Genomic DNA, 22,824 nt, shown 5'->3' on the forward strand with positions numbered 1-22,824 from the left:
AGCGTTTTGTTACGGCGCCGGCCACACGGTTTCGTGAGGGAAGTGGTGGCAGTTCAAGGGGGTAGGTGGCGTGCGCCCGTCATCCTGAGGAGCCGCGGAGCGCGTCTCGAAGGATGGACGGCCCGGCTGCTGGCCGTTCATCCTTCGAGGCTCGCTCTGCTCGCACCTCAGGATGACGGGTCTATGGAGCGCGCGGGACCTTCACACCACGATGCTGAGCCGCTTCGCGGCGCGCGTGATGCCGGTGTAGAGCCACCGCGCGCGCGAGTCCTGGAACGCAAAGCTCTCGTCGAACAGCACCACGTCGTCCCATTGCGAGCCCTGCGACTTGTGCACGGTCAGCACATAGCCGTAGTCGAACTCGTCATAGGGTTTGCGCTGCTCCCACGGCACGCCCTCGACGCCGCCGTCGAAGCATTCGCCGCGCACCGAGACCTTGGTGACCTTGTAGCCGAAATCCTCGTCCGGCATCACGCGCATAGTGATGATCTTGGATTTCGACTGCGCGCGCGCCTTGACCCGCCACAGCCCGCCGTTGAACAAGCCCTTCTTGCGGTTGTTGCGCAGGCAGACCAGCTTGTCGCCGGCAACCGGCAGGGGATCCTCGATGTTCTGTCGCTGCCGCACCCGCATGTTGTAGGCGCGGCGGGTGTTGTTGCGGCCGACCAGCACCTGGTCGGCGCTCATCACGCGGTCCGGATCGAGCTCCTTGCGCGACACCACCTCGCTCTCGCCATGGCGGCCGATCTCGAGCTCGCGGCCCTCGCGGATATCCATCGACATCCGCACGATCGGATCGTCCTGCGCCTGGCGGTGCACCTCAGTCAGCATCGCGTCTGGCTCGGCGTCGGTGAAGAAGCCGCCGCCCTGGATCGGCGGCAATTGCGCGGGGTCGCCGAGCACCAGCAGCGGGCAGTCGAACGACATCAAATCGCGGCCGAGCTCGGCGTCGACCATCGAACATTCGTCGATCACGATCAGCTTCGCTTTTGATGCGGGCGCATCGTCCCACAGCTCAAAACTCGGCTGCTCGACGCCGGACTCGCGGGCGCGGTAGATCAGGGAATGGATCGTGGAGGCGCTGTCGCAACCCTTGTTACGCATGACGAGCGCCGCCTTGCCGGTGAAGGCCGCGAACTTCACCTCGCCGTCGACGCCTTCGGCAATGTGGCGGGCGAGCGTGGTCTTGCCGGTTCCGGCATAGCCGAACAGGCGGAATACCGGCGGCGTCCCGTTCTGGCCGGGCTTGGCTGTCAGCCAGTCGGCAACGGCTTTCAGCGCGGAATCCTGATGCGGCGTAAAGGTGGTCATGAGCTTTCGGAAGGGTGAGCGCGCGATCAATAACGCCGCGACTCAGCTCGTTACAAGCTAACCATTCGTGCGTTCCGATCAAGCCGGCTTCCGCTGCGCGGAATTGGGAGTTTCGTCCCCGAGGCTAGACTTGGGGTGCTGTGGCACTAGACTGCCGTAAAACAACAAATGGTCGGGGACCACAACAAATGGTCAAGCACGCGACCTTGGGGGTGACGCCATGAAATTCGGCATCTTTTACGAGCTGCAACTGCCGCGCCCCTGGAACGACGGCGACGAGCTCAGGCTCTACCAGAACGCGCTGACGCAATTGGAGACCGCCGACCGGCTCGCTTACGACTACGCCTGGGTCGTCGAGCATCACTTCCTCGAGGAATATTCGCACTCGCCGGCGCCGGAATCCTTCCTCGCCGCCGCGAGCCAGCGCACCAGGAACATCCGGCTCGGCCACGGCATCTTCCAGCTCACCACCAATCATCCCGCGCGCGTCGCTGAGCGCGTCGCGGTGCTCGATCTGCTCTCCAACGGCCGCTGCGAGTTCGGCATGGGCGAGAGCGCCTCGATCACCGAGCTGACGCCGTTCGGCCGCGACATGGAGACCAAGCGCGAGGTGTTCGAGGAGGCGGTCGAAGCGATCTGCCCGATGTTCACCAAGGTCGGCACCGAACATCACGGCAAGTATTTCGACATCCCGCTGCGCAATGTCGTGCCGAAGCCGGTGCAGAAGCCGCATCCGCCGCTCTGGATGGCCTGCTCGCAACTGCCGACGATCGAGCGCGCCGGACAGAACGGATTTGGCGCGCTCGGCTTTCAGTTCGTCAGCGCCGAGGCGGCGCATGCCTGGGTGCACGCCTATTACAACGCGATCACCAAGCGGCTGAAGAAGCTCGCCGACTACGAGATCAATCCCAATATGGCGCTGGTCTCGTTCTTCATGTGCGCCGAGACGGATGAAGAGGCGCGCAAGCGCGCCGACGGCGCGACCTTCTTCCAGTTCGCACTGCGCTATTACGGCCAGGCGCAGAACCGGCAGCGCCCGGCGCCCGGCACCGTCAACATGTGGGACGAGTACAACAAGTGGAAGCGCGAGAATCCCGAGGCGCAGGAGGCCGCATTGCGCGGCGGCCTGATCGGTTCGCCGGAAACCTTGCGCAAAAAGCTGCGGCGCTTCCGCGCGTCGCATATCGACCAGGTGATCCTGCTCAACCAGGCCGGCAAGAACACCCATGAGCATATCTGCGAGTCGCTCGAATTGTTCGGGAAAGAGGTGATGCCCGAGTTCCAGCACGATCCCGAGCACGATGCCTGGAAGAAGGGCGTGCTTGACGGCTCGATCCAGCTCGAGGAGATCGACACCCAGGCATTCTCGGACCGCTACGGTAAACTCGCGGTCAATGTCGGCCCGAAGACCGCAGCCGCGGGCTGATCGATTGCTGGAGCTTCGGCCCTGATTGAATCGGAGCCCAAGCTCCAGCTTGTTGTTTTGACGCGTTTTCTTCACGCGAACCGGTATCCACTGCGCTCGAAAACGCTGCTGTGCAGCGACCTCGCGATCGCGTGAAGAAAATAATTCGCTACGTGCGACCTGCGCCTTGAACGAAACGGCACGCGCGATGCCTGCACCGAAGTGCTGATATCGCTATTTTTGTGCGGTGCTCGACAGCTTCATTCGCGCGCCCCATCATCCTGACATCGCATGATCGCGTGTTGAGAAACGCGCTTGATCGTCAGGAGAGTCTTGGAATGAAGCGTCGTGAGTTCCTCCAGCTGTCGCTTGCCACAGCCGCTGCTGCTGCGCTGTCAGGGCGCGCGCAGGCCCAGGCGGACGCGAAGGAAATTCGTATCGGCTATCAGAAGAATGGCGTGCTCGTTATCACGCGCCAGCGCGAAGCCTTGGAAAATCATTTCAAGCCGCAGGGCGTCAGCGTGAAATGGGTCGAGTTCTCCTCGGGCCCGCCGATGATGGAGGCGATGAATGTCGGCAGCGTCGATTACGGCGCGGTCGGCGATTCCCCACCGATCTTCGCGCAAGCCGCAGGCGCGGCCATCGTCTATGCCGCCGCGCAGCCCATCATCAACGGGTCGGGCATCCTGGTGCCGCAGAATTCGGCAATCACCGCCATCGCCGATCTCAAGGGCAAGCGCGTCGGCTTCACCAAGGGATCCAGCGCGCACAACGTCGTGATCCAGACGCTGGAGAAGGCCGGGCTGACCTATGACGACATCACCCCGATCTATCTGACGCCGCCGGACGCAGGTCCTGCCTTTGCCAATGGCGGCATCGACGCCTGGGCGATCTGGGATCCGTATTTTGCGATCGCCGAGACCAGGCAGAACGGTCGCATTCTGGTCAAGAGCAGCGATATCACCAAGACCAACGCGTTCTACATCGCCAACCGGGATTTCGCGAACAAGCACGGCGCCCTGCTGCAGCAGATCGTCGATGTCACGACATCGACGGCGAAATGGGCCGAGGCGCATCCCGACGAGGTCGCGAAATCGCTGGCCGCCGTCACCGGCGCCCCGCTCGATATCCAGACCATCGCGGCGAAGCGGGCTGGCTTCTCGGTCGGCCCCGTGACCGACGACATCATCGCGACCCAGCAGGGCGTCGCCGACCGCTTCTTCAAGCTCGGCTTGATCCCAAAGCAGATCGCGATCCGCGACATCGTCTGGCGCAACACCCAGACCTGATCGGCGCGTTTGGTCAATTCATATGCAGAGGACATTCCCATGACGCGTTTATTTCGGCGCTGGGTCGCCCGCGCGGTGCTCTCGGTCAGCATCGTCGCCGCCACCGTCAGCGCCTCCTACGGCCAGGAGAAGGTTGTCCGTATCGGCTATCAGAAGTACGGCAAACTGGTGCTGCTGAAGAGCAAGGGCTCGCTCGAGGAGAAGCTGAAATCGGTCGGCACCAAAGTGGTGTGGACCGAATTTCCGTCGGGCCCGCCGCTGCTTGAAGCGCTCAATGTCGGTGCGATCGATTTCGGCAACACCGGCGAGGCGCCGCCGATCTTCGCGCAGGCCGCCGGCGCGCCGATCCAGTATGTCGCCTACGAGCCGCCGGCGCCGAAGGGCGAGGCGATCCTGGTGCCGAAGGACAGCCCGATCAAATCGGTCACTGATCTCAGGGGCAAGAAGGTCGCGCTGAACAAGGGCTCCAACGTCCACTATCTCCTGGTGAAGGCGCTGGAGAAGGCCGGCGTCAAATATTCCGAGATCGAGCCGGTGTTCCTGGCGCCCGCCGATGCCCGCGCGGCGTTCGAGCGCGGCGCGGTCGATGCCTGGGTGATCTGGGATCCGTTCCAGGCCGCGGCGGAGGCTGCGACCGGCGCCCGCACCGTCGCCGACGGCACCGGCATCGTCGCCAACTATCAATTCTACTTCGCCTCGAAGAAGTTCCTGCAGAGCGATCCGAAGATCGTCGAGCTCGTGCTGGCGCAGCTCAGCGAGGTCGATGACTGGGCCAAGGGCGACATCCACGCCGTCGCCGAGCAGCTGGCGCCGAGCATCGGCCTGTCGGTGCCGGTCGTGGAGGTCGCGCTGAAGCGGCAGGCCTACGGCATCAAGCCGGTCACCGACACCGTGATCGCGGATCAGCAACAGGTCGCCGACACGTTCTTCGCGCTCGGCCTGATCCCCAAACAAATCAAGATTTCCGACGTCGCATGGAGGCCGGGCACGTGAGCACCCCAACCAACGCCAATATCCTCTGGTTCCTGCCGACCCACGGCGACAGCCGCTATCTCGGCACGTCGATCGGCGGCCGTGAGGTGAACTTCAACTATCTGCGCCAGATCGCGCAGGCTGCCGACCAGCTCGGCTATTACGGCGTGCTGTTGCCGACGGGACGGAGCTGCGAGGACTCCTGGGTGGTGGCCTCGGCCGTCGCGCCCTGGACCGAGCGCCTGCGCTATCTGGTGGCGGTCAGGCCCGGCCTGCAATCGCCGAGCGTCGCCGCGCGCATGACAGCGACGCTGGACCGGTTGTCGAACGGCCGTCTTCTGATCAATGTCGTCACCGGCGGCGATCCGATCGAGAACAAGGGCGACGGCATCTTCCTCGACCACGACGAACGCTACGCGGTGACGCGCGAGTTCCTCAACGTCTATAGCGATCTGCTCGCCGGCAAGACGGTCAATGTCGAAGGCAAGCACATCCGGATCGAGGATGGCCGCCTGCTGTTCAATCCGGTGCAGTCGCCGCGGCCGCCGCTGTATTTCGGCGGCTCGTCGGACGCCGGCATCGACGTCGCGGTCGACACCGTCGACAAGTACCTGACCTGGGGCGAGCCGCCGGCGCAGGTCGCCGAGAAGATCGCCAAGGTGAAGGCTGTTGCCGCCCAACGCGGCCGCAAGCTGTCGTTCGGCATCCGCCTGCATGTGATCGTGCGCGAGACCAACGCGGAGGCCTGGAAGGCCGCCGACGAACTGATCAAGTACGTCACCGACGACACCGTCGCCGCCGCGCAGAAGATCTTCGCGCGGATGGATTCGGTCGGCCAGCAGCGCATGGCGCAGCTGCACGGCGGACGGCGCGACAAGCTCGAGATCAGCCCGAACCTTTGGGCCGGCGTCGGCCTGGTGCGCGGCGGGGCCGGCACCGCGCTGGTCGGCGATCCCGAGACCGTCGCCGCGCGGATCAAGGAGTATCAGGACGTCGGCGTCGATACCTTCATCATGTCGGGCTACCCGCATCTCGAGGAAGCCTATCGGTTCGCCGAGCTGGTGTTCCCGCTGCTGTCGCTGGCGCAGCCCGGCAACGTGACGCCGATCCGCGTCAACACCGGTCCGTTCGGTGAGACCATCGGCAACGACTACCGTCCGCAGAAGCAGGCATCGCAATCATGAGCTTGATCGATTCACTACCACGCCGCAAAGCGTTTTCGAGCGAAGTGGATGCCGGTTCGCGTGAAGAAAACGCGTCAGAACACAAATCTGGAGCTCCATTCCGATCCCATCGGAACGGAAACAGCTCCAGCGCCCCAAAACTCCCCAAGGTCGACGGCCTTATCCCCTGGATCGTGCCGCTCGCGATCGTACTGGTCTGGCAGCTTGCCTGCGTCACGGGCTTCGTTCCTTCGCGCGTGCTGCCGGCGCCGACCGACGTTGCGCTGGCGGGATGGAAGCTACTGCTGTCAGGTGAACTGATCCGCAATATCTGGGTCAGCTTCTGGCGCGCGTCGATCGGCTTTGTGATCGGTGGCGGCATCGGCTTCGCGTTCGGGCTCGCCAACGGGCTGTCGCAGCTGTCGGCGAAGCTCACCGACACCACGCTGCAGATGGTGCGCAACATCCCGCATCTGGCGCTGATCCCGCTCGTCATCCTGTGGTTCGGCATCGACGAGTCGGCAAAGCTGTTTCTGGTGGCGCTCGGCGTGTTCTTCCCGATCTATCTCAACACGCTGCACGGCATCCGGACCGTCGATCCGCAGCTGATCGAGATGGGCCGCATCTACGGCATGACCGACGGCGAGCTGTTCCGCCGGGTGATCTTCCCGGGTGCGCTGCCCTCGATCTTCGTCGGGCTGCGCTTTGCGCTCGGCATCATGTGGCTGACGCTGATCGTCGCCGAGACGATCGCGGCCTCGTCGGGCCTCGGCTACATGGCGATGCAGGCGCGCGAGTTCATGCTGATCGATGTCGTCGTGCTCTCGATCCTGATCTACGCCTTGCTCGGCAAGCTCGCCGACAGCGCCTCGCGGGCGCTGGAGCGGCTGACCCTCTCGTGGCATCCCGCCTTCCAGAAGAAGTGAGAATGAGAATGCAAGAAGCGCTTCGTTTCCAGCCCGTCGACGCCGAACCGGTCGACCACGCCGACATCGTCGTGAAGGCGCGGCATTTGCGGCGCGTGGCGGAAGGCGCGGCCCGCGGCCTGTCGCTGACCATCCGCGGCTTGCGCAAGGCGTTCGGCGACAATGAGGTGCTGCGCGGCATCGACCTGCACATCCCGGCCGGTCAGTTCGTGGCGATCGTCGGCCGCAGCGGCTGCGGCAAGAGCACGCTGCTGCGCCTGATCGCCGGCCTCGACGCGCCGACGGCAGGAAGCATCGCCTTCGGTGAAGAACCCCGGGCGCAAGACGTCCGCGTCATGTTCCAGGAGCCGCGCCTGCTGCCCTGGGCCCGGGTGCTGTCCAATGTCGAGGTGGGGCTTGGGCGCCAGCGCTCATCTGCCGACGCGCAGGCCCGTGCCGAGCGGGCGCTGGTCGAGGTCGGCCTCGGCGATAAGCGCGGGCAGTGGCCCTCGGTGCTGTCAGGCGGTCAGAAGCAGCGTGTGGCCCTGGCGCGGGCGCTGGTCAGCCAGCCGCGTGTGCTGGCGTTCGACGAGCCGCTCGGCGCACTCGATGCGCTGACCCGGATCTCGATGCAGCAATTGCTGGAGCGCGTCTGGCGCGACCAGGGCTTTACCGCGATCCTGGTGACGCACGATGTCGCCGAGGCGGTCGCGCTCGCCGACCGCGTGCTGGTTATCGAGGGCGGCCGGATCGCCGAGGATGTCACGATCGACCTGCCGCGGCCGCGCCGGCGCGGTTCGGCCGAGCTCGCCGCGCTGGAAGGCGAGATCCTGAAGCACCTGCTCGAGGGCAGCGAAGACACATCCGATCTGTGAGGTCGCCATGAATTCCGTCGTCCGCAATGTTTTGATCGAGCCCGCGGTGGCGGCCGATGAATTCCGTGGCGCGATGCGCCATCTCACCGGCGGCGTCAGCGTCATCACCGCCGGCCGCGGCCGGGAGATCTCGGGCATGACGGTGACCTCGGTGTCGTCGCTGTCGGTCGAGCCGCCGTCGCTGATCGTCAGCATCAACCGCGCCGCCTCGTCATATCAGCTGATCGCGCGCCATGGCGTGTTCGGCGTCAATATCCTGACCGCGGATCAGCTCGACATCGCCGAGCGCTTTACCGGCAAGGGCGGCCTGAAGGGCGCCGACCGGTTCACTGGAGCCGAATGGACGACGCGCGCCTCGGGCGCGCCGTTGCTGGTCGGAGCACTGGCTGCGATCGACTGTGAGGTCGAGGAGGTCATCGAGCGGCATTCGCACGCGATCGTCATCGGTCGCGTGCTCGATGTAATCGCATCGGAGCGCACCGCCGCGCTGGCGTATTGGCACGGCGAATATGTTGCGATCGACCGCGACGAAGACGCCGCCAGGCTGGCCGAGGTCAGCCTGCCGTCACGTCACGTTCATCCCCGGGGCGTGCGCTAGCGCGCTGCTTGTCCGGATCAGGTGTCAGAAGACAGCGCTCAGCGACGCCGGGCTGTCGATGATCACGGTGCTGCCGCGGACGCCGGCCCATGCGGCCTGGATGGTCTGAGCCGAATTGCCCAGCGGAATGCCGACGACGAGCGTGGTCGGGATGCGGCCAAAGCTCGACGGGGTCTCGTTATAGGTGAAGCTCGCGACCACCGGCGAAACCGCGCCATTGACGGTGACGCCGAACATGCCGCCCGGGATATCGTTGCCGGTGGCGTAGGGATTCGGAACGTTGAGGGTGATGATCGCGGTGGTGCCGACGCCCTCCGGGATCGTCAGGCTGAGGCCTTGCATCGCCGTGAACGTCGCGGAGGTGGTGGACAGGGTGCCGCTGGTCTGCGCGTAAAGGGCCATATCACTCTCCAGTTGTCTAAAATAGAAACACAATATGAGATTGAATAAGGCAACTGGCCGCAAGACTCAAGGGATGAATGGCAAAGGAACGGCAAGGGGGCCGGCGCGGCATGTTGGCCGTGGCGCTTTGCCGGCAAGCGCACTAAAAGCCGCGGATGTTTCGGAGACGTGACGGTTCGATGAAGCGCGTGGGAGCTTGGCTGTTCTATCTCGTCGGCGCAATCGCGGTCGCTTATCTTGCGCTCTATGCGTATGTGACCTTCACCGGCCGCGACATCACACCCGGCGATCCGATCCGGATCTTTCGCAAGCCCGATGCGCCCAACTATTCGTGAGGCGCGGCAGTCGCGGCGGGATCGCCCCACCGCTCCTCTTTCTCAGCCGGCGCTCGCCATGCGCTGATAATCGGGCGCGCCATTGCCGGCCGGGGTGATGGGGATGCCGCCGTCGGCATATTCGTTCAGCTTGTTGCGCAGCGTGCGGATCGAGATGCCGAGGATATTGGCGGCATGGGTGCGGTTGCCGAGGCAGTGCTTCAGCGTTTCCAGGATCAGGTCGCGTTCGACGTCGGCAACGGTGCGGCCGACCAGCGCGCGGGTGACCTGCTCGGCGGCCAGCGTGGCGTGCGCGACCGCGGGCGCGGTCTTGGCGAGGTCGAGACGGTCGCCGTCGGGAGTCAGGATCGCGTCCGCACCGATCTCGTCGCCCTGCGCCATCAGGACCGAGCGATGGATGGTGTTCTCGAGTTCACGGACGTTGCCCTGCCAGCGGTTCGCGGTCAGGACGCGGCGGGCCTCAGTCGAGATCGGGCGGACCGCCACGCCGTTGGCTTCGGCATATTTCTTGGCGAAATGCTGCGCCAATTCGAGGATGTCGGCCGGACGATCGCGCAGCGGCGGGATCTTCAGGTTGACGACGTTGAGGCGGAACAGCAGGTCCTCGCGGAAGCTGCCTTCGCGCACCGCCTCCGACAGATTGCGGTTCGAGGTCGCGATGATGCGGATGTCGACCGGAACCGGTTTGGTGCCGCCGACGCGGTCGATCACGCGCTCCTGGATCGCGCGCAGCAGCTTGGACTGCAGGCGGACATCCATCTCGGAGATTTCGTCGAGCAGCAGCGTGCCGCCGGTCGCTTCCTCGAACTTGCCGATGCGGCGCGCCACCGCGCCGGTGAAGGCGCCCTTCTCATGGCCGAACAGTTCGGATTCCAGGAGGTGCTCCGGGATCGCCGCGCAGTTGATCGAGATGAACGGCCGCTTGGCGCGGGCCGAGCGGGAATGGACGTAGCGCGCCAGCACCTCCTTGCCGGTGCCGGATTCACCGGTGATCATCACGGAGGCGTCCGAGCCCGCGATCTGCTGCGCGAGCTTGATCACCCGGCCCATCGCCTCGTCGCGATAGATGAGATCGCGGGCGTCGTTGGCGACCGCGGCGAGCACGGCTGCGATCAGCTCGGGGTCGGGCGGCAGCGGGATGTATTCCTTGGCGCCGGCGTGGATCGCGGCGACCGCGGCTCGGGCATCGTTGGAGATGCCGCAGGCGACGATCGGCACGTGGATATGTTCGGCCTCGAGCCGCATCACGAGGTCGCGGATGTCGAGGCCGACATCAACCAGCATGAGGTCGGCGCCCTTGCCGCTGCGCAGCACGTTCATCGCCTGCTCGGCGGCCTCGGCGTGGGTCACCGAGGCGCCGTTGTCCATCGCGATCTTGGTCGCGGTCGTGAGCTGGCCCTTCAGGGTGCCAACGATGAGAAGCCGCATGATGATCTCCTGTTCGTCTGGTCGCGCAGGTTCCGCGCGCTACCGTCTGGTTGTTACGAGCGTTCTGCCTTGATGATTTCGGTCATGGTCACGCCGAGCTTGTCTTCCACCAGCACCACTTCACCACGCGCCACCAGGCGGTTGTTGACGTAGATGTCGATCGCCTCGCCGACGCGGCGGTCGAGCTCGAGCACGGTGCCCGGTCCGAGCTTCAGCAGGTCGCCGACGTCCATCTTGGAGCGGCCGAGCACCGCCGAGACCTGCACCGGCACGTCGAACACGGCCTCGAGGTCGGCGGCGATGCGCGCGGCATTTTCGTCCTCGTTGTAGCCGATCTCGTCGATCCCGGGCGCGTCGGCGGCGTTGAGATCGGGAAGCGGGACTTGGGTGTCGGTGTCGCTCATGGTTCAGCCCTCAATCCTTCAGCCGGTCTGGCCGCGGGACGCCAGATAGCGCCCGACGAGTTCGTCGATCTTGCCTTCGATCGCGGCGCGCTCCAGCACCACGCCGCCGTCGGCCCATTCGATTCGGCAGTCGCCGGTCGCAATCGTGGGCTCGGCCAGGATCACCAGCCGGCCCTGGAAGCCGGAATGCGCCGCCACCCGCTCGATATTGTCCTGCGCCGCCTCGTAGAGCGCGTCATTGATGCGGACCACGAGGTGCGGCGTCGCCACCAGATGCGAGAAGCAGTCGGAGACCAGCGCGGTGATCTCGCCGAGCGGCTCGCGTGCAACCAGTTCGGAGCAGAGCTTGCGGGCGACCGCGACCGCGACATCGACGGCCTCGGTCTCCATTCGGGTCTCGATGCCGGCAAAGCGCGCGGCGATGCCCTTGATCGCGGTGCCGATCTCTTCCAGCGCCTGCGCCGCGCGGCGGTCGCTCTCGACCCTGGCCTCGCGCAGCGCCGCCTCATAGCCAGCGCGATAGGCCCGCGCCTCGGCGTCGGCGACCTTCTGCGCGACCTCGGCCGGTGTCGGGGCACGCTCGCGCGAACGGTCCGGTGCCGAGAAGTCCGTGTCGAACAGGAATTTTGCGGGTGCGGCCATCAGTACACCAGCTCGTCGTCGGCGCGGTTCTTGGTCAGGGTGATCTCGCCGCGGGCGGCGAGGTCCTTGGCGAGGTTGACCAGCAACGCCTGGGCCTCGTCGACGTCGCGCAGGCGCACCGGGCCCATCGCGGCCATGTCGTCCATCAGCATCTTGCCGGCGCGGGAGGACATGTTGCCGAGGAAGAAGCTGCGCACCTCCTCGTTGGCGCTCTTCAGCGCGACGCCGAGCTTGTCCTTGTCGATGTTGCGCATCAGCGTCTGGGCCGAGGCGGAATCGAGCTTGATCAGGTCGTCGAAGGTGAACATCAGCGCCTTGATGCGCTCGGCGGACTCGCGATTTTCCTCTTCCAGCGAGGTGATGAAGCGGGTCTCGGTCTGGCGGTCGAAATTGTTGAAGATCTCGGCCATCACCTCATGGGCGTCGCGGCGGCGGGTCTGCGACAGGTTGGACATGAACTCGGTGCGCAGCGTCTGTTCGACGCGCTCGATCACTTCCTTCTGCACCGCCTCCATCCGCAGCATGCGGCCGACCACGTCGAGCGCGATGTCCTCGGGCAGGATCGCCAGCACGCGCGCGGCGTGCTCCGGCTTCAGTTTCGACAGCACCACGGCGATGGTCTGCGGGTATTCGTTCTTCAGGTAGTTGGCGAGCACCTCTTCCTGCACGTTGGAGAGCTTCTCCCACATGTTGCGCCCGGCCGGCCCGCGGATCTCGTCCATGATGCCGGTGACGCGCTCGGCCGGCAGATATTGCTGAAGCAGCCGTTCGGTGGCGTCGAAATTGCCCATCAGCGCGCCCGAGGCCGACATCCGCGACACGAATTCCAGCATCAGGTCCTCGACCACGTCGGCCTCGACGGTGCCGAGCGTCGACATGTGGACCGACAGCTCGCGGACCTCCTCGTCGTCGAGCATCGACCAGATCTTGCCGCCATACTGCTCGCCGAGCGCGAGCATCAGGATCGCGGCGCGCTTCGGGCCGGGCAGCGGCTTGCCCTTGGGCCGGGCGCTCTGCCGGTTCGCCAGCGTCGAGAGGACGGTGGCGATGTCGTTGGCGTTGGTGGTCTGGGGTACGGCGGCCATGTCAGTTCTCTACCGGCTCGCTCAGCCATTGTCGGACGATGGAGACGGTTTCGTTCGGATTGCGCTCGGCGAGTTCGCCGACCCGGTGCACGGCCTGGGCGTGGACCTGGCCCTGGATCTGGGCGACGTCGATCAATTGCGCTGCGCCGCTGCTGCTCGGGATCAGCGCCTGGCCGGGTGCACCGGCGCTCTCGGCATGGGCTTCGGCCAGTGCGGGCAGGCCCGCGCCGCCGCCGAGCGCCGGGATCACGTCGGCCGCCACGATGCGCTTGACCAGCGGGCGGACCACCATGAACAGCACGACCAGGCCGAGCATCATCATGACGCCGAGCTCGATGACGTACATCACGTCATCCTTGGTGAATTGCAGCATGCCGAGCAGGCCGGTCGGCTCTGCGATCGGCTGCGCGGCCGGCGGCTCGGCGAAGCGGAGGTTGACGACCTCGACCTGGTCGCCGCGCTTCTGGTCGAAGCCGATCGCGGAGCGGACCAGGGCGGCAATGCGGTCGAGCTGCTCCTTGGTGCGGTCCTGGTAGACCATCTCGCCTTTTTCGTTCTTGGCGTAGGCGCCGTCGACCAGCACCGCGACCGAGATGCGGTTGACGCGGCCGGCCTCGGTCACCTCGGTCTTGGTGGTGCGGGAAATCTCGTAATTGTTGGTTTCCTCGCTCTTCTTGCTCTGGTCGCGGGCGCGCGCGGCGTTGTCCTGGTTCTGGTTGCCGGGCAGCTCGTTGTTGACGGTGACCTGGCCGGAATTGTCGGCGGTGAGGCTTGATTCCTCGCGGGTCTGGGTCGAGCGCAGCACGCGACCTTCGGGGTCGAACTTGTCCGAGGTCTGAGTGATCTTGTTGTAGTCGAAGTCGGCGGAGAGCTGGACGCGGGCGCGGCCGGCGCCGACCACCGAGGAAACGATGTCCTCGACCTGCTTACGCATCCGCTTTTCGAAGGCGGCGCGGCGCTCGTCGCCGACCGCGGCATCGGCATCGGATTGGGCGCCGTCGGCGAGCAGCTGGCCGGCCTCGTCGACGATCGAGACCCGCTGCGGCTTCAGTCCGTTGACGGCGGAGGCGACGACATGGCGGATCGCGCGGATCTGCTGCGGCTCCAGCGCGCCGCGCACCCTGAGCACGATCGAGGCGGATGGTTCCGGCGTCTCGCGCGAGAACAGCGGCTTTTCCGGCAGCACGAGGTGGACGCGCGCGGCCTGGACGCGATCGATGGCGCGGATGGTGCGGGCGAGCTCGCCCTCCAGCGCCCTCAAATGATTGATGTTCTGGACGAAGCTCGTGGTGCCGAGCGCGTCCGATTTGTCGAAGATCTCGTAGCCGACGCCGCCGCCCTTGGGCATGCCACCCTCGGCGAGCTTCATCCGGAGCCGCGTCACCTTGTCCTTCGGCACCATGATCGCGGCGCCGTCGCTGCGCAGCTCGAACGGGATCGCCTGGCGCTCCAGCTCCTTGATAATGGCCGAGGAATCCTCGGTCGACAGGTCGGTGAACAGGGTGGTCATCTGGGGCGTGGTGACGCGCATGATGACGAACGCGAAGAAACCGATCAGGGCCGCGGTGACCGCAACCATGGCCGCGAGGCGGGCCGCACCAAGACCTCTGAAGAAAGCAACCAGACTTTGCACCAACGGCCCCCAGGGATTCGGCCCACGCGGGTCCGACTGGGCAAATATTGCCGAGGGTATGGTTTCCATATGGTTAACGAAGGTTAAGAACCGCGGCAAAAACGCGGACATGAAAAAAACCGGCTTCGCAAAGCGAGGCCGGTTTTCGTCAAATACCACGGTTTAGGCGAAACTTACTGCCGGTACTGCTGGATACGTGTCGTGCGCAGTCCGGCCAGACCATGCTGGTCGATCGAGAACTGCCAGGAAAGGAACTCATCGACGGTCAACGTGTAGCGGCTGCAAGCCTCCTCAAGGGAGAGCAGGCCGCCGCGGACCGCGGCGACGACTTCGGCCTTGCGGCGGATGACCCACCGTTTGGTACCGGGGGCCGGCAAATCCGCAATCGTTAACGGGCTGCCGTCAGGCCCGATGACGTATTTCACCCTCGGGCGATGGGGTTCTGTCATGGCGTACTCACAAACTCTCAACCACTGAACTCGCAGGAGGTAACCTACGCCCACCGGTTTAAAATTTGCCTAAGCCCAAGCGTTCAATACGAATCTCGTTGGAACGGCCGGGAACAGGGCGGCGGATTGGGCGCTTGGGAGCCGCGCGCTCCCGGTTGTGCGCCTCTTGTCGGGCAGCGGAGCAAGCGGCACTCCGCAAGGGGGAGGGAACCCTCCCGCCAGTGCGTCCCTCACATGTAAGTGGGTTGCTCAACGTGAGGTGAGCACACTTATCAGGCTCCCTCCCCCTTTCCGGGGGAGGGTTGGGGGGAGGGGTGGTCCCGGGCGAGATGATTGACATGAATCTCGCTTTCGCAATCCCGTCGCGCGTCACGACGTGTGTCGAAACATTGCCGGACGGACCGTCATCACTTCTCTTTGACGACCACGACAGCAGCGAGCCGTAACGACGTGCTCTCGTGTGCGTCGGAGAAGGTGTCCGCTCACTGCAGGTGGGCGCGTTTCCCCAATCACTCCATCCGAGCAATTGTCATGATGATGAACAGACGCACTTTCTCGACCGCCTTGCTTGCCGGAGCGGCAGCTTCGCTGGTGTCTTCGCGCGGCATCGCCGCAACGCAGCCGCCGGTGAAGGCGCGCAACGTCGTGCTGGTGCACGGCCTGTTCGCCGACGGCTCGTGCTGGTCCGAGGTCATTCCGCGCTTGCAGGCCGCGGGGCTCAATGTGACGTCCGTGCAAAATCCGTTGACCACGCTGCCGGAAGCGGTCGCATCGGCGCAGCGTGTGCTTGATCGTCAGGATGGCCCGACCGTTCTGGTCGGCCATTCCTTCTCCGGCATGATCGTCACCGAGGCCGGCGTGCATCCGAATGTTTCGGCGCTGGTCTATGTCGCCGCGCGCGCACCCGATGCGGATGAGGACTACACCGCGCTGGCCAAAACCTATCCGACGCCGCCCGCGAGCGCCGGCATCGTGTTCGATGGCGACGAGGGCCGGCTGAGCGAAGTGGCGTTCCTGCGCGATTTCGCCGGCGACCTGCCGGAAGCCAAGGCGAAGGTGCTCTATGCCGTGCAGCAGCCGTTCCACAAGCAACTGCTGGCAGGCAAGACCAGCCACGCGGCCTGGCGCAGCAAGCCGAGCTACTACGCCGTCTCCACCGAGGACCGCACCATCAATCCGGATCTCGAGCGCTTCATGGCCAAGCGGATGGGCGCCACCACGATCGAGGTGAAGGCCAGCCATCTCGCGCTGATCTCGCAGCCCGAGCCGATTGCCCGGCTGATCCTCGAGGCCACGGGCCGGTCGGAGTGAGCATCGGCGGCAAGCGTGCTTCGGCAGCGAACTCCGTTTTCGCCTCTCCCCGCGTGTGGGGAGAGAGGTCGGAATGGTTGCGTCGCGAATGCGTGTGCGCCCGAACGTGGCAAACAGCCGATGTCCGGCACGATCCAAATTTCATCAAGGGCAGTACGTCGACGGAGCGGTGACGGCTCTCAGCTGTGCATCAAGAACGGTCCTGCGTGCGCGATCCTCCACTTTCCGATTTGTAACGGCGGTGGGCATTTTCCGATCAACTGCGCCCACCGCAGGCTTGCGCTTGGTGCTGAGCGCGTTCAGGAGCGCCGCGACGGCGGTCATCATCAAGACGCCGCCGAGACTGAGCGCGATCTGCATCGCGGGCCGGTTCGAGATGTTGAACAGATCAAACTGGCTGACCAGCGCCAGCAGGACGCCGAGGCAATAGATCGGTAGCGAATTCTCGCCACACCACCGCGCGCCACGCAGCATCGGCGTCGATAGTCCTCGCCAACCCGCGGGAACAAGCCATGACGCCACGATCGCGAGAGCCAGGAAATGCAGTAGCCGCAACGGGCTCAGATTCGACTTGTCCAATGGAAACAGGAAATCCGTCAAACCCTGCGGCACCAGCGGCTTGATGTCGTGGCCGAGCGCAAGGACCAGGCTCGTCGCGAGAAAGAGAGTGGAAAGGACCAGCGCAGGGCGGGACGTTATCCAATCCCGGATTGTCTTCCCCTCGATCACGTACCAGGCGCCCAGCACGACCAGAAACTGCCATGCCAGCGGGTTGAAGAACCAGACGCCGTCGGGCCAGGCGGGAACGCGCCAGCCGAAGACGTGCACCAGCGCATAAAGCAACAGCGAAAGGCCAAGCGTCACGTTTGGTGCGCGCAGCAGCAGCCACAACAACGGTGCGAACAACACGTGGCAGATCACAAAGACTGGCAAGACATCGGTATTGACAGGGCGGAATTGCAGGATTGCGGCGTGCGCGAGCGTCGCGCCCGGACGCTCGAACAAGATCCGCGTATTGCTGTCGTCGGCAAGACGATCGCTGCCCGCGACATAGACCAGCACGGCGCAAGCGAGCGCGAGCAAGAGAAAGGCGGCATAGATATCCCATCCCCGCCGCAGCGAACGGCCGATCATGCCTCTCCAGCCGTCACGTTGACGGGCTCTGCCGTAGGCCAGCGCGCAAGTCACGCCCGAAATGAACATGAATATTTCGGCCGCATCGCAGAAGCCGTAGTTGCGCAGCGTCAGCCAGCTTCCGACGTTGTTTGGAACGTGGTCGAGAAAGATCCACCATAACGCGATCCCGCGGCAGACATCGATGCGCGGGTCGCGACCGGTCGATCTGAATTCCGGCGGAGTTTCGCCGATCATTCGCTTCGAGGTGTGGGTTCGGTCATGCATCTGTCGATCTGTCTGGCGTGCGGGTACGGCCGCATCGGGCATCGGCCCATGAGACGCCCGGTTGCTCCGAGGCGTGCGCGTGCCGGACTAGCCTCCGGCCAACCAATGGGATTGTGCGCTCCGGCTACCCGAGGGCTGGCGGCGCTTTCGCCGGCCAGCCGCAATCAAGGGGCCCGGAACGATCGCCGTCTTCCGGCGGCGCCTGCAGGACTTCGCCGACGAGCGGTATCAAAAGCTGCTTTCGCATTTCGGCGAGGCGGGCACGACAGTACTCGTGATAAAGCATGTCGAATATGATGGACATGATCGAACGCCTTCCTGATCACTGAGGTTGACTTCCCACGTGACAGATTTCGACCATTTCAACCGGCGGCCAAAAGCCAACAGTGCCGCCGGCATTTTATGTCCGACAAATTCTGCTTAGCGGTTTGGCCAAAGCAGCGAAATAAAATCGGTATCAGCAATCTTTCAAAAATGACCTGCCCGCGGCTCCGTAAACCGGATCAATTGCGAACAGGGGCATCAACTGCTCTACGCCTGCGCGTCGCCAAGGATGTCCAATGAATCCGATGGCGGCAATTACAGATAGAGCCATCACGACCGTCTCCTCCTAAGGGAGAAAATAAAGGCCGCGACTTTCGCGATCAGTATAAACGTAATATTCTGGCCGGCACGTGAACCAGTTCACATCTGCATCGATCACAGGCAAATCAGACTAGCAGATCGATAGCATGGCTTCTTGGACTTGCGCGCACGACCCTGAGAAGGCCGGTGCGTGAATTGCAAAATGCAGACATTGAAAATGGTGTGCCGCAGCATTTCATCCTGATGCTCTGTGAAGGCTGGAGGTCCCATGCCTACGGACGCAGCCGATTTTGCATCGTATCGATTTTCGACGCGCGACCTTCCGGAGCGTATTCGTCTCCCTCTATGGCGCGAGCACTTTGGGCGATGCGTCGTGCACGCCGACATCGAGCCGCTGTCGAACACTCCGATCCAAGCCGATGCGTCGCTGCAGGCGATTCAGGGTCTGCGCATGCTCGCGCTAAAGGGCACTTCGATGCGCTTCAAGCGCTTGCAGGCGAACCTTGCCGATGGCGATGATTCCGTCGGCCTCATCTTCTGCTCTCCCGGCAGAAGTCAGCTATCGCAGCGCGGCCGCGAAGTTGAGCTTAGCGCGGGCGATGCAATCGCAATTCTGCATTCCGAGCCCGCCAGCGTTATCTATGTCGATGGATTGCAATTCGGCCTGGCGGTGCCGCGCGCGGAGCTTGAACAGCGCGTAACGGATGTCGAAAGCCTGGCCATGCGGCCGATTGGGCACCGAACGGAAGCATTCCGACTATTCGCGACATATCTGAGGTCGGTGCTCAAGGCGAGAGCACTGACCGCCCCGAAACTTCGTCATACGGTCGTGACCCACATCCATGATCTCGTCGCACTGGCGATCAGCGAGTGTCCTGCCTTGGGCGAGAGCGGCGCGAGCGCCGTCGTGGCTGCGCGGCACAATGCAGCCCTCGACTACATCACCATACATTTTCAGGAGCCTGGGCTCAGCGTTCAAACGGTCGCCCGTTGTCAGGGCATCTCGCCCCGCTATCTACAGCGCCTGATGGCGTCATCGGGAACGTCGTTCACCGAGCACCTGAATGAATTGCGTCTCCAGCGCGCGCTCGAATTGCTAACCGGGTCTCACGCCGGCCGTCAGCGGATTTCCGATATCGCGCTGGAGGTTGGTTTCTCGGATGTTTCGCATTTCAATCGTTTGTTCCGAATTCGCTTCGGCGATTCTCCGCGCGGCGTTCGGCTTGCCCGAAAGGCAGCCAGCTGAGCCGTGCTAACGTGATCGGCACGTGTGCAATGCCCACCAAAGGGACCTCTTGAGGAGATTATAAGGCCATCGACGGCCGGTTCTTCACCGGGGGCTCGGTCTCGGCCGCCAGGAAAGGTCGTCGGACCAAAGGTAGATCGCGATCGCCGCCAGGCACAGGGCTATCCCTATCCAGAAAACCGGCGAGTGATGGATGGGGCGTCGATCGCTCGGAACTCGCTTCATTCGATCAACTCATTGCGCGCGAATATTGAGGTCGGCAATACCTGGAACCGGAAGTGTCGCTCAGCTAGGACGCTCTTTGCAAGCCATCCTTTGCAGGCGCCCACACCGCCGCTGACGCGGTTGCATCGGTTGCAAAGCAGAGTGAGCTAGCTCACGGCGTGTGCGCGCGTCACGCATCATTGTTGGGGCGTCGCATCGGAGCGACCAATGGAAAACGAAGGACCCCGACATCATGGCCAACATCGACCACAAGCAAGGCACCTATACGATTGCCGCCAATTCGAGCCAGCCGTTCACCTTCTGGTGGGGCAAGGATTCGAAAGCGCCGAACGAGTTTTTCGACGTATCGATCGCGCCGCATTTCGAGAAGAACCAGACCTCGATGGAGCCCCTGCACGAAACCGACCGGGCCGTGTACTGGGATCACCGCGGCGGCGTCGGCGTCGTGCTGATCCTGACCTTGCAGAATCGCAACAACTTTCCGGTGACGTTCGAGGCCAATCACGTTCGCATCTATTGATGCGGCGCGCACATGGAGCGGGCCGCGCCGGTTGCGCGGCCGGCGCAGGCCAGACCTTGTCAGCCTTGACTGGCGTTCGGGGTTCGTGAACGCGGCGAGACAGCCTCGCACCCGGTCATTCCACTCCGGCTGCGTTGCTACTCGCCGGCAGCCGGCGGCAGCCGTTCCCGAAGCGCTGCGATCTCGAGCATGACGGTGATGGCGATGGTCCTGAGGCGCGCATTCTCGGTCATTGTCTCGGCAAGCTGCGGGTGGGGTGCCCCGGCATCGCTTGGAGTGGTCTGGGCGCGTTCTGGCGGTGTCGGGCGTGTCGGGGTCACAGGCTAGCTCTTGCCGGCGGTCAAGGCGCGCAGCCTGGGCAGCTGCGGAGTTTCAGGGCGGAAGCGGCGTTCAAACGCGGAATACGAAGATAACGTCCGCTTGCTTACAGGAAGCTGACGTGTCGCAATTTATTGCTGTTTATGTCTGCCGATGTTGCTTGGGAAGCATGGGGCCCTGGCACTGATTTGCCTGACGGCGCAGGCCTCCGTCGCAAAAATGCTTAGCGTTATCCGAAATGAAACTCAGCATATCGTTTGCCCGTCTCACCCGATCGAGGGGCGCTGCGCATCGTCACGGGTGTTGCGACCCGCATGCGCGGGTGATGACACCGAACTTGCCCGAGATCGCGCCACACACTCAGTGTCGTCCCTGCGAAAGCAAGGACCCATAACCACCGAAGTTCTTTGTTGTGCGTCGCTGCTATCACGAGTCCCGTCAACAACACCCGCCGCGGAGTATGGGTCCCTGCTTTCGCAGGGACGACAGGTGTGTATGGGGCAACTCGCGACGCGCAAAAGCGCACGCGCAGTTCCCGCGAAGCTGAACGCCGGATTGGTTGGATGCGGCGAAGCCTTAGCTTAGCTGCTGCCCGTCGCGCCGCGCACCACGCGCTTGATCTTGTCGGTGGTGTAGGTCTGGCCGCCGATCGAGAGCAGCGGCGGCGAGGCGGTCAGGTCGACGGAGTCGACGACGCCCTGAATCTCGGTCGAGATGGCGAGGTCGTTGCCCTTGGAATCCTTGCCGGTCGCGGTCAGCGTGTAGGTGCCGGCCGGCCATTGCGTGCCGTCCGTGCCCTTGCCATCCCAGACGAAGCTGGCATTGCCCTGCTTCAGGTTGAAATTGCCGGAATAGGCGGTCTGGCCGGACGCGCTGGTGATCGTGATGGTGGCGCTGGTGGCTTGCGGAGACACCAGATTCCAGGTCGCGGATTTGTTGAACTGGGTCTTGCTGCCGTCGACCGCGACCGTGTTGCCGACATAGACCAGCGCCTGGGTCGACTGCGCGCTCTTCTCGATCGCGATCAGCTGCTTGAGCTGATCGTTGGATTTCAGCTGCTGCTCGACGCCGGCGAACTGCACGAGCTGCTGGGTGAACTGGTTGGTGTCGAGCGGGTCGAGCGGGTTCTGGTGCTGCAACTGCGTGGTCAGCAGCGTCAGGAAGGTCTGGAAATTGTCGGCGATGCCCTGCGACGAGGTCGTCAGGCCGCTGCCGGTGCTGCTGCCGCTTCCGGAGCTCGTTCCGTTGCTGGTGCCCGGTGCTGAGACGACCGGCGTCAGCATGGTTGCATCGACTGCCATGGTGAACTCCTTACACTCTGATATCGACGCCGCCGAGGGCGCCGGTTGCGCGGCCATAGGAGCGACCCGCCGCTGCGGCGGGGACGCTGTCCTCCTCAGTGACGATCAAACGATGGGCGTTCGGATTGGACTGGCCGTTGTTGTTCTGGCCCGACTGCGACTGGTCGCGCAGGCTGAACTGCAATCCGCCATTGCCGGTCGACAGGCCGGCATTGTCGAGCGCGCGCTGCAGCTGGTTGGCGTCCTGGCGCAGCATCGACAGCGTCTCCGGGCGTTCGACGGTGAGATGCGAGGTCACCTGGCCGTTGCGATCGACGTCGATGCGGACGTCGATGCGGCCGAGCTCGGCGGGGTCGAGCCGGATCTCGAAGCGGCTCTTGCCGCTCTTGGCGGAGGCGGCGATCTGCATCGCAAGCCCGCTGAGCGGCACGGCGGCGGTTTGCGCGGCGTTGGTCACGGTCAATTGCGCGGTCGCGGACGGCGTCGTCTGGCTGGCCGGCAGTTGCGCCTGGAGTGCATTCGCGGCCTGCGCGCTGGGATCGGGTGTCGTGAGCTGGGCCTGCGCAGCCGCGTGGCCGCCGGCCGTCGGCGTCGGCGCGGCGTTGCCGTCGCCGCTTGCATCGGCCTTGATGGCATCGGCTGCGCCGTCCGCGGTGGCCTTCGCCTTGCCGGATACAGCCGCCGGCTGCGTGGCTGCGGGAACGATGTTGGTCGGAGCAGCCTGCGCGGTGTTGGGGTTGCCTTGAGTTGCGCCGTCCTGGTCGATTGGCGTTGTCGCGGTCGCGTCCTTTGCGGCCACCTGTGTCTTGGCTTGCGTCGTCGTCTTCGTGGCAGGCGTTCCGGCAGCGACAGCGGCGGCGAGTGTCGCATCGCCGGTCGCCGTCGCTGCGCCGGAAACCGTTGCCGCATCTGTCGTGATGACCTGTCCCTCGGTCTTAACGCCGGCCGCCTTGGCGACCTTGTCGGCATTCGCTGCGGTGGTCGCTGCCGTTGCGGTGTCGGCGCCGGCAGGCGCGCCGCT

23 protein-coding genes and 1 pseudogene are annotated in these 22,824 nt (G+C 64.4%); 11 read left to right on the top strand and 13 right to left on the bottom strand.

The features are described 5' to 3' along the window. Window positions 1–201 precede the first annotated feature (201 nt). Window positions 202–1,311 (bottom strand): ATP-dependent DNA helicase, encoded by a 1,110-nt coding sequence (locus H8B02_RS29250; protein ID WP_229169421.1) that lies wholly within the window; start codon window positions 1,309–1,311, stop codon window positions 202–204. Between the two features lie 220 nt (window positions 1,312–1,531). Between H8B02_RS29250 and H8B02_RS29255 the strand changes: the two genes are divergently transcribed. The 7 genes and pseudogenes from H8B02_RS29255 (at window position 1,532) to H8B02_RS29285 (ending at window position 8,518) form a co-directional block, all read left to right on the top strand. Next, complete coding sequence (locus H8B02_RS29255) at window positions 1,532–2,737, top strand: LLM class flavin-dependent oxidoreductase (protein WP_229169422.1); 1,206 nt, start codon at window positions 1,532–1,534, stop codon at window positions 2,735–2,737. Between the two features lie 317 nt (window positions 2,738–3,054). Continuing rightward, window positions 3,055–4,005 carry a sulfonate ABC transporter substrate-binding protein gene (locus H8B02_RS29260; protein WP_229169423.1) on the top strand — a complete coding sequence of 317 codons (951 nt, stop codon included), beginning with the start codon at window positions 3,055–3,057 and terminating at the stop codon, window positions 4,003–4,005. Window positions 4,006–4,044: 39 nt separating this feature from the next. Further along, window positions 4,045–4,998, top strand: a complete 954-nt coding sequence (locus H8B02_RS29265; protein WP_229169424.1) for a sulfonate ABC transporter substrate-binding protein — start codon at window positions 4,045–4,047, stop codon at window positions 4,996–4,998. Then, complete coding sequence (gene ssuD / locus H8B02_RS29270) at window positions 4,980–6,161, top strand: FMNH2-dependent alkanesulfonate monooxygenase (protein ID WP_229169425.1); 1,182 nt, start codon at window positions 4,980–4,982, stop codon at window positions 6,159–6,161. The genes H8B02_RS29265 and ssuD overlap by 19 nt, the downstream gene beginning before the upstream one ends. 137 nt (window positions 6,162–6,298) lie before the next feature. Beyond that, window positions 6,299–7,066: pseudogene (locus H8B02_RS29275) on the top strand (ABC transporter permease subunit); the annotation flags it as partial. A gap of 8 nt (window positions 7,067–7,074) precedes the next feature. After that, on the top strand, window positions 7,075–7,920 hold the full coding sequence (locus H8B02_RS29280; RefSeq protein WP_229169426.1) for an ATP-binding cassette domain-containing protein: 846 nt from the start codon (window positions 7,075–7,077) through the stop codon (window positions 7,918–7,920). A gap of 7 nt (window positions 7,921–7,927) precedes the next feature. Next, window positions 7,928–8,518 carry a flavin reductase family protein gene (locus tag H8B02_RS29285; protein WP_229169427.1) on the top strand — a complete coding sequence of 197 codons (591 nt, stop codon included), beginning with the start codon at window positions 7,928–7,930 and terminating at the stop codon, window positions 8,516–8,518. Between the two features lie 24 nt (window positions 8,519–8,542). Here H8B02_RS29285 and H8B02_RS29290 read toward each other — a convergent pair whose 3' ends face one another. Continuing rightward, window positions 8,543–8,920 (bottom strand): hypothetical protein, encoded by a 378-nt coding sequence (locus tag H8B02_RS29290; protein ID WP_229169428.1) that lies wholly within the window; start codon window positions 8,918–8,920, stop codon window positions 8,543–8,545. Between the two features lie 179 nt (window positions 8,921–9,099). Here H8B02_RS29290 and H8B02_RS29295 point away from each other — a divergent pair, with 179 nt between their 5' ends. Then, window positions 9,100–9,255 carry a hypothetical protein gene (locus tag H8B02_RS29295; RefSeq protein ID WP_171947754.1) on the top strand — a complete coding sequence of 52 codons (156 nt, stop codon included), beginning with the start codon at window positions 9,100–9,102 and terminating at the stop codon, window positions 9,253–9,255. Window positions 9,256–9,297: 42 nt separating this feature from the next. On the opposite strand, the gene flbD is transcribed toward H8B02_RS29295, so the two are convergent. From flbD to sciP, 6 genes are all read right to left on the bottom strand, one after another. After that, on the bottom strand, window positions 9,298–10,683 hold the full coding sequence (flbD, locus tag H8B02_RS29300) for a sigma-54-dependent transcriptional regulator FlbD (RefSeq protein WP_229169429.1): 1,386 nt from the start codon (window positions 10,681–10,683) through the stop codon (window positions 9,298–9,300). Window positions 10,684–10,736: 53 nt separating this feature from the next. Further along, window positions 10,737–11,087 carry a flagellar motor switch protein FliN gene (fliN, locus tag H8B02_RS29305; protein ID WP_229169430.1) on the bottom strand — a complete coding sequence of 117 codons (351 nt, stop codon included), beginning with the start codon at window positions 11,085–11,087 and terminating at the stop codon, window positions 10,737–10,739. An 18-nt stretch (window positions 11,088–11,105) separates the two neighbouring features. Continuing rightward, window positions 11,106–11,729 carry a FliH/SctL family protein gene (locus H8B02_RS29310; RefSeq protein ID WP_229169431.1) on the bottom strand — a complete coding sequence of 208 codons (624 nt, stop codon included), beginning with the start codon at window positions 11,727–11,729 and terminating at the stop codon, window positions 11,106–11,108. Further along, window positions 11,729–12,814, bottom strand: coding sequence for a flagellar motor switch protein FliG (gene fliG, locus H8B02_RS29315; protein ID WP_021077001.1), 1,086 nt, complete (start codon window positions 12,812–12,814; stop codon window positions 11,729–11,731). The genes H8B02_RS29310 and fliG overlap by 1 nt, the downstream gene beginning before the upstream one ends. A gap of 1 nt (window position 12,815) precedes the next feature. Beyond that, window positions 12,816–14,393, bottom strand: a complete 1,578-nt coding sequence (gene fliF / locus H8B02_RS29320; RefSeq protein WP_233287812.1) for a flagellar basal-body MS-ring/collar protein FliF — start codon at window positions 14,391–14,393, stop codon at window positions 12,816–12,818. A 227-nt stretch (window positions 14,394–14,620) separates the two neighbouring features. After that, complete coding sequence (gene sciP / locus H8B02_RS29325) at window positions 14,621–14,896, bottom strand: CtrA inhibitor SciP (protein ID WP_002714638.1); 276 nt, start codon at window positions 14,894–14,896, stop codon at window positions 14,621–14,623. Between the two features lie 531 nt (window positions 14,897–15,427). Here sciP and H8B02_RS29330 point away from each other — a divergent pair. Next, on the top strand, window positions 15,428–16,207 hold the full coding sequence (locus H8B02_RS29330) for an alpha/beta fold hydrolase (protein ID WP_229169433.1): 780 nt from the start codon (window positions 15,428–15,430) through the stop codon (window positions 16,205–16,207). Between the two features lie 144 nt (window positions 16,208–16,351). Here the strand turns inward: H8B02_RS29330 and H8B02_RS29335 are convergent, their stop codons facing one another. Further along, entirely contained in the window at window positions 16,352–17,578 is a 1,227-nt protein-coding gene (locus H8B02_RS29335; RefSeq protein ID WP_376711720.1) for an OpgC family protein, read from the bottom strand. A gap of 154 nt (window positions 17,579–17,732) precedes the next feature. Beyond that, window positions 17,733–17,912, bottom strand: a complete 180-nt coding sequence (locus tag H8B02_RS29340; RefSeq protein ID WP_229169434.1) for a hypothetical protein — start codon at window positions 17,910–17,912, stop codon at window positions 17,733–17,735. A 549-nt stretch (window positions 17,913–18,461) separates the two neighbouring features. On the opposite strand from H8B02_RS29340, the gene H8B02_RS29345 reads away from it, so the two are divergent. Together H8B02_RS29345 and H8B02_RS29350 are read left to right on the top strand one after the other, a co-directional pair. Continuing rightward, a complete protein-coding gene (locus tag H8B02_RS29345; protein WP_233287811.1) occupies window positions 18,462–19,439 on the top strand; it encodes a helix-turn-helix domain-containing protein in 978 nt (325 codons plus the stop codon). Window positions 19,440–19,896: 457 nt separating this feature from the next. Further along, a complete protein-coding gene (locus H8B02_RS29350) occupies window positions 19,897–20,184 on the top strand; it encodes a hypothetical protein (protein WP_176533406.1) in 288 nt (95 codons plus the stop codon). Window positions 20,185–20,321: 137 nt separating this feature from the next. On the opposite strand, the gene H8B02_RS29355 is transcribed toward H8B02_RS29350, so the two are convergent. From H8B02_RS29355 to H8B02_RS29365, 3 genes are all read right to left on the bottom strand, one after another. Continuing rightward, entirely contained in the window at window positions 20,322–20,504 is a 183-nt protein-coding gene (locus H8B02_RS29355; protein WP_229169436.1) for a hypothetical protein, read from the bottom strand. A gap of 579 nt (window positions 20,505–21,083) precedes the next feature. Then, complete coding sequence (locus tag H8B02_RS29360; RefSeq protein ID WP_229169437.1) at window positions 21,084–21,803, bottom strand: flagellar hook assembly protein FlgD; 720 nt, start codon at window positions 21,801–21,803, stop codon at window positions 21,084–21,086. Window positions 21,804–21,813: 10 nt separating this feature from the next. Continuing rightward, window positions 21,814–22,824, bottom strand: a 1,011-nt coding sequence (locus tag H8B02_RS29365; protein WP_229169438.1) for a flagellar hook-length control protein FliK, incomplete at its 5' end; no start/stop codon positions are given.

This window comes from Bradyrhizobium altum (genome assembly GCF_020889705.1).
In the GTDB taxonomy this organism is placed as follows: domain Bacteria; phylum Pseudomonadota; class Alphaproteobacteria; order Rhizobiales; family Xanthobacteraceae; genus Bradyrhizobium; species Bradyrhizobium altum.

Bases quoted from the DNA above. Each gene is read 5' to 3' on its own strand.
- fliG (WP_021077001.1), bottom strand. From the start codon at position 12,814: ATGGCCGCCGTACCCCAGACCACCAACGCCAACGACATCGCCACCGTC.
- H8B02_RS29260 (WP_229169423.1), top strand. From the start codon at position 3,055: ATGAAGCGTCGTGAGTTCCTCCAGCTGTCGCTTGCCACAGCCGCTGCT.
- H8B02_RS29290 (WP_229169428.1), bottom strand. From the start codon at position 8,920: ATGGCCCTTTACGCGCAGACCAGCGGCACCCTGTCCACCACCTCCGCG.
- H8B02_RS29295 (WP_171947754.1), top strand. From the start codon at position 9,100: ATGAAGCGCGTGGGAGCTTGGCTGTTCTATCTCGTCGGCGCAATCGCG.
- H8B02_RS29330 (WP_229169433.1), top strand. From the start codon at position 15,428: ATGATGATGAACAGACGCACTTTCTCGACCGCCTTGCTTGCCGGAGCG.
- fliF (WP_233287812.1), bottom strand. From the start codon at position 14,393: ATGGTTGCGGTCACCGCGGCCCTGATCGGTTTCTTCGCGTTCGTCATC.
- fliN (WP_229169430.1), bottom strand. From the start codon at position 11,087: ATGAGCGACACCGACACCCAAGTCCCGCTTCCCGATCTCAACGCCGCC.
- ssuD (WP_229169425.1), top strand. From the start codon at position 4,980: ATGGAGGCCGGGCACGTGAGCACCCCAACCAACGCCAATATCCTCTGG.
- H8B02_RS29250 (WP_229169421.1), bottom strand. From the start codon at position 1,311: ATGACCACCTTTACGCCGCATCAGGATTCCGCGCTGAAAGCCGTTGCC.
- H8B02_RS29350 (WP_176533406.1), top strand. From the start codon at position 19,897: ATGGCCAACATCGACCACAAGCAAGGCACCTATACGATTGCCGCCAAT.
- flbD (WP_229169429.1), bottom strand. From the start codon at position 10,683: ATGCGGCTTCTCATCGTTGGCACCCTGAAGGGCCAGCTCACGACCGCG.
- H8B02_RS29310 (WP_229169431.1), bottom strand. From the start codon at position 11,729: ATGGCCGCACCCGCAAAATTCCTGTTCGACACGGACTTCTCGGCACCG.
- sciP (WP_002714638.1), bottom strand. From the start codon at position 14,896: ATGACAGAACCCCATCGCCCGAGGGTGAAATACGTCATCGGGCCTGAC.
- H8B02_RS29280 (WP_229169426.1), top strand. From the start codon at position 7,075: ATGCAAGAAGCGCTTCGTTTCCAGCCCGTCGACGCCGAACCGGTCGAC.
- H8B02_RS29345 (WP_233287811.1), top strand. From the start codon at position 18,462: ATGCCTACGGACGCAGCCGATTTTGCATCGTATCGATTTTCGACGCGC.
- H8B02_RS29360 (WP_229169437.1), bottom strand. From the start codon at position 21,803: ATGGCAGTCGATGCAACCATGCTGACGCCGGTCGTCTCAGCACCGGGC.
- H8B02_RS29335 (WP_376711720.1), bottom strand. From the start codon at position 17,578: ATGATCGGCGAAACTCCGCCGGAATTCAGATCGACCGGTCGCGACCCG.
- H8B02_RS29265 (WP_229169424.1), top strand. From the start codon at position 4,045: ATGACGCGTTTATTTCGGCGCTGGGTCGCCCGCGCGGTGCTCTCGGTC.
- H8B02_RS29340 (WP_229169434.1), bottom strand. From the start codon at position 17,912: ATGTCCATCATATTCGACATGCTTTATCACGAGTACTGTCGTGCCCGC.
- H8B02_RS29255 (WP_229169422.1), top strand. From the start codon at position 1,532: ATGAAATTCGGCATCTTTTACGAGCTGCAACTGCCGCGCCCCTGGAAC.
- H8B02_RS29285 (WP_229169427.1), top strand. From the start codon at position 7,928: ATGAATTCCGTCGTCCGCAATGTTTTGATCGAGCCCGCGGTGGCGGCC.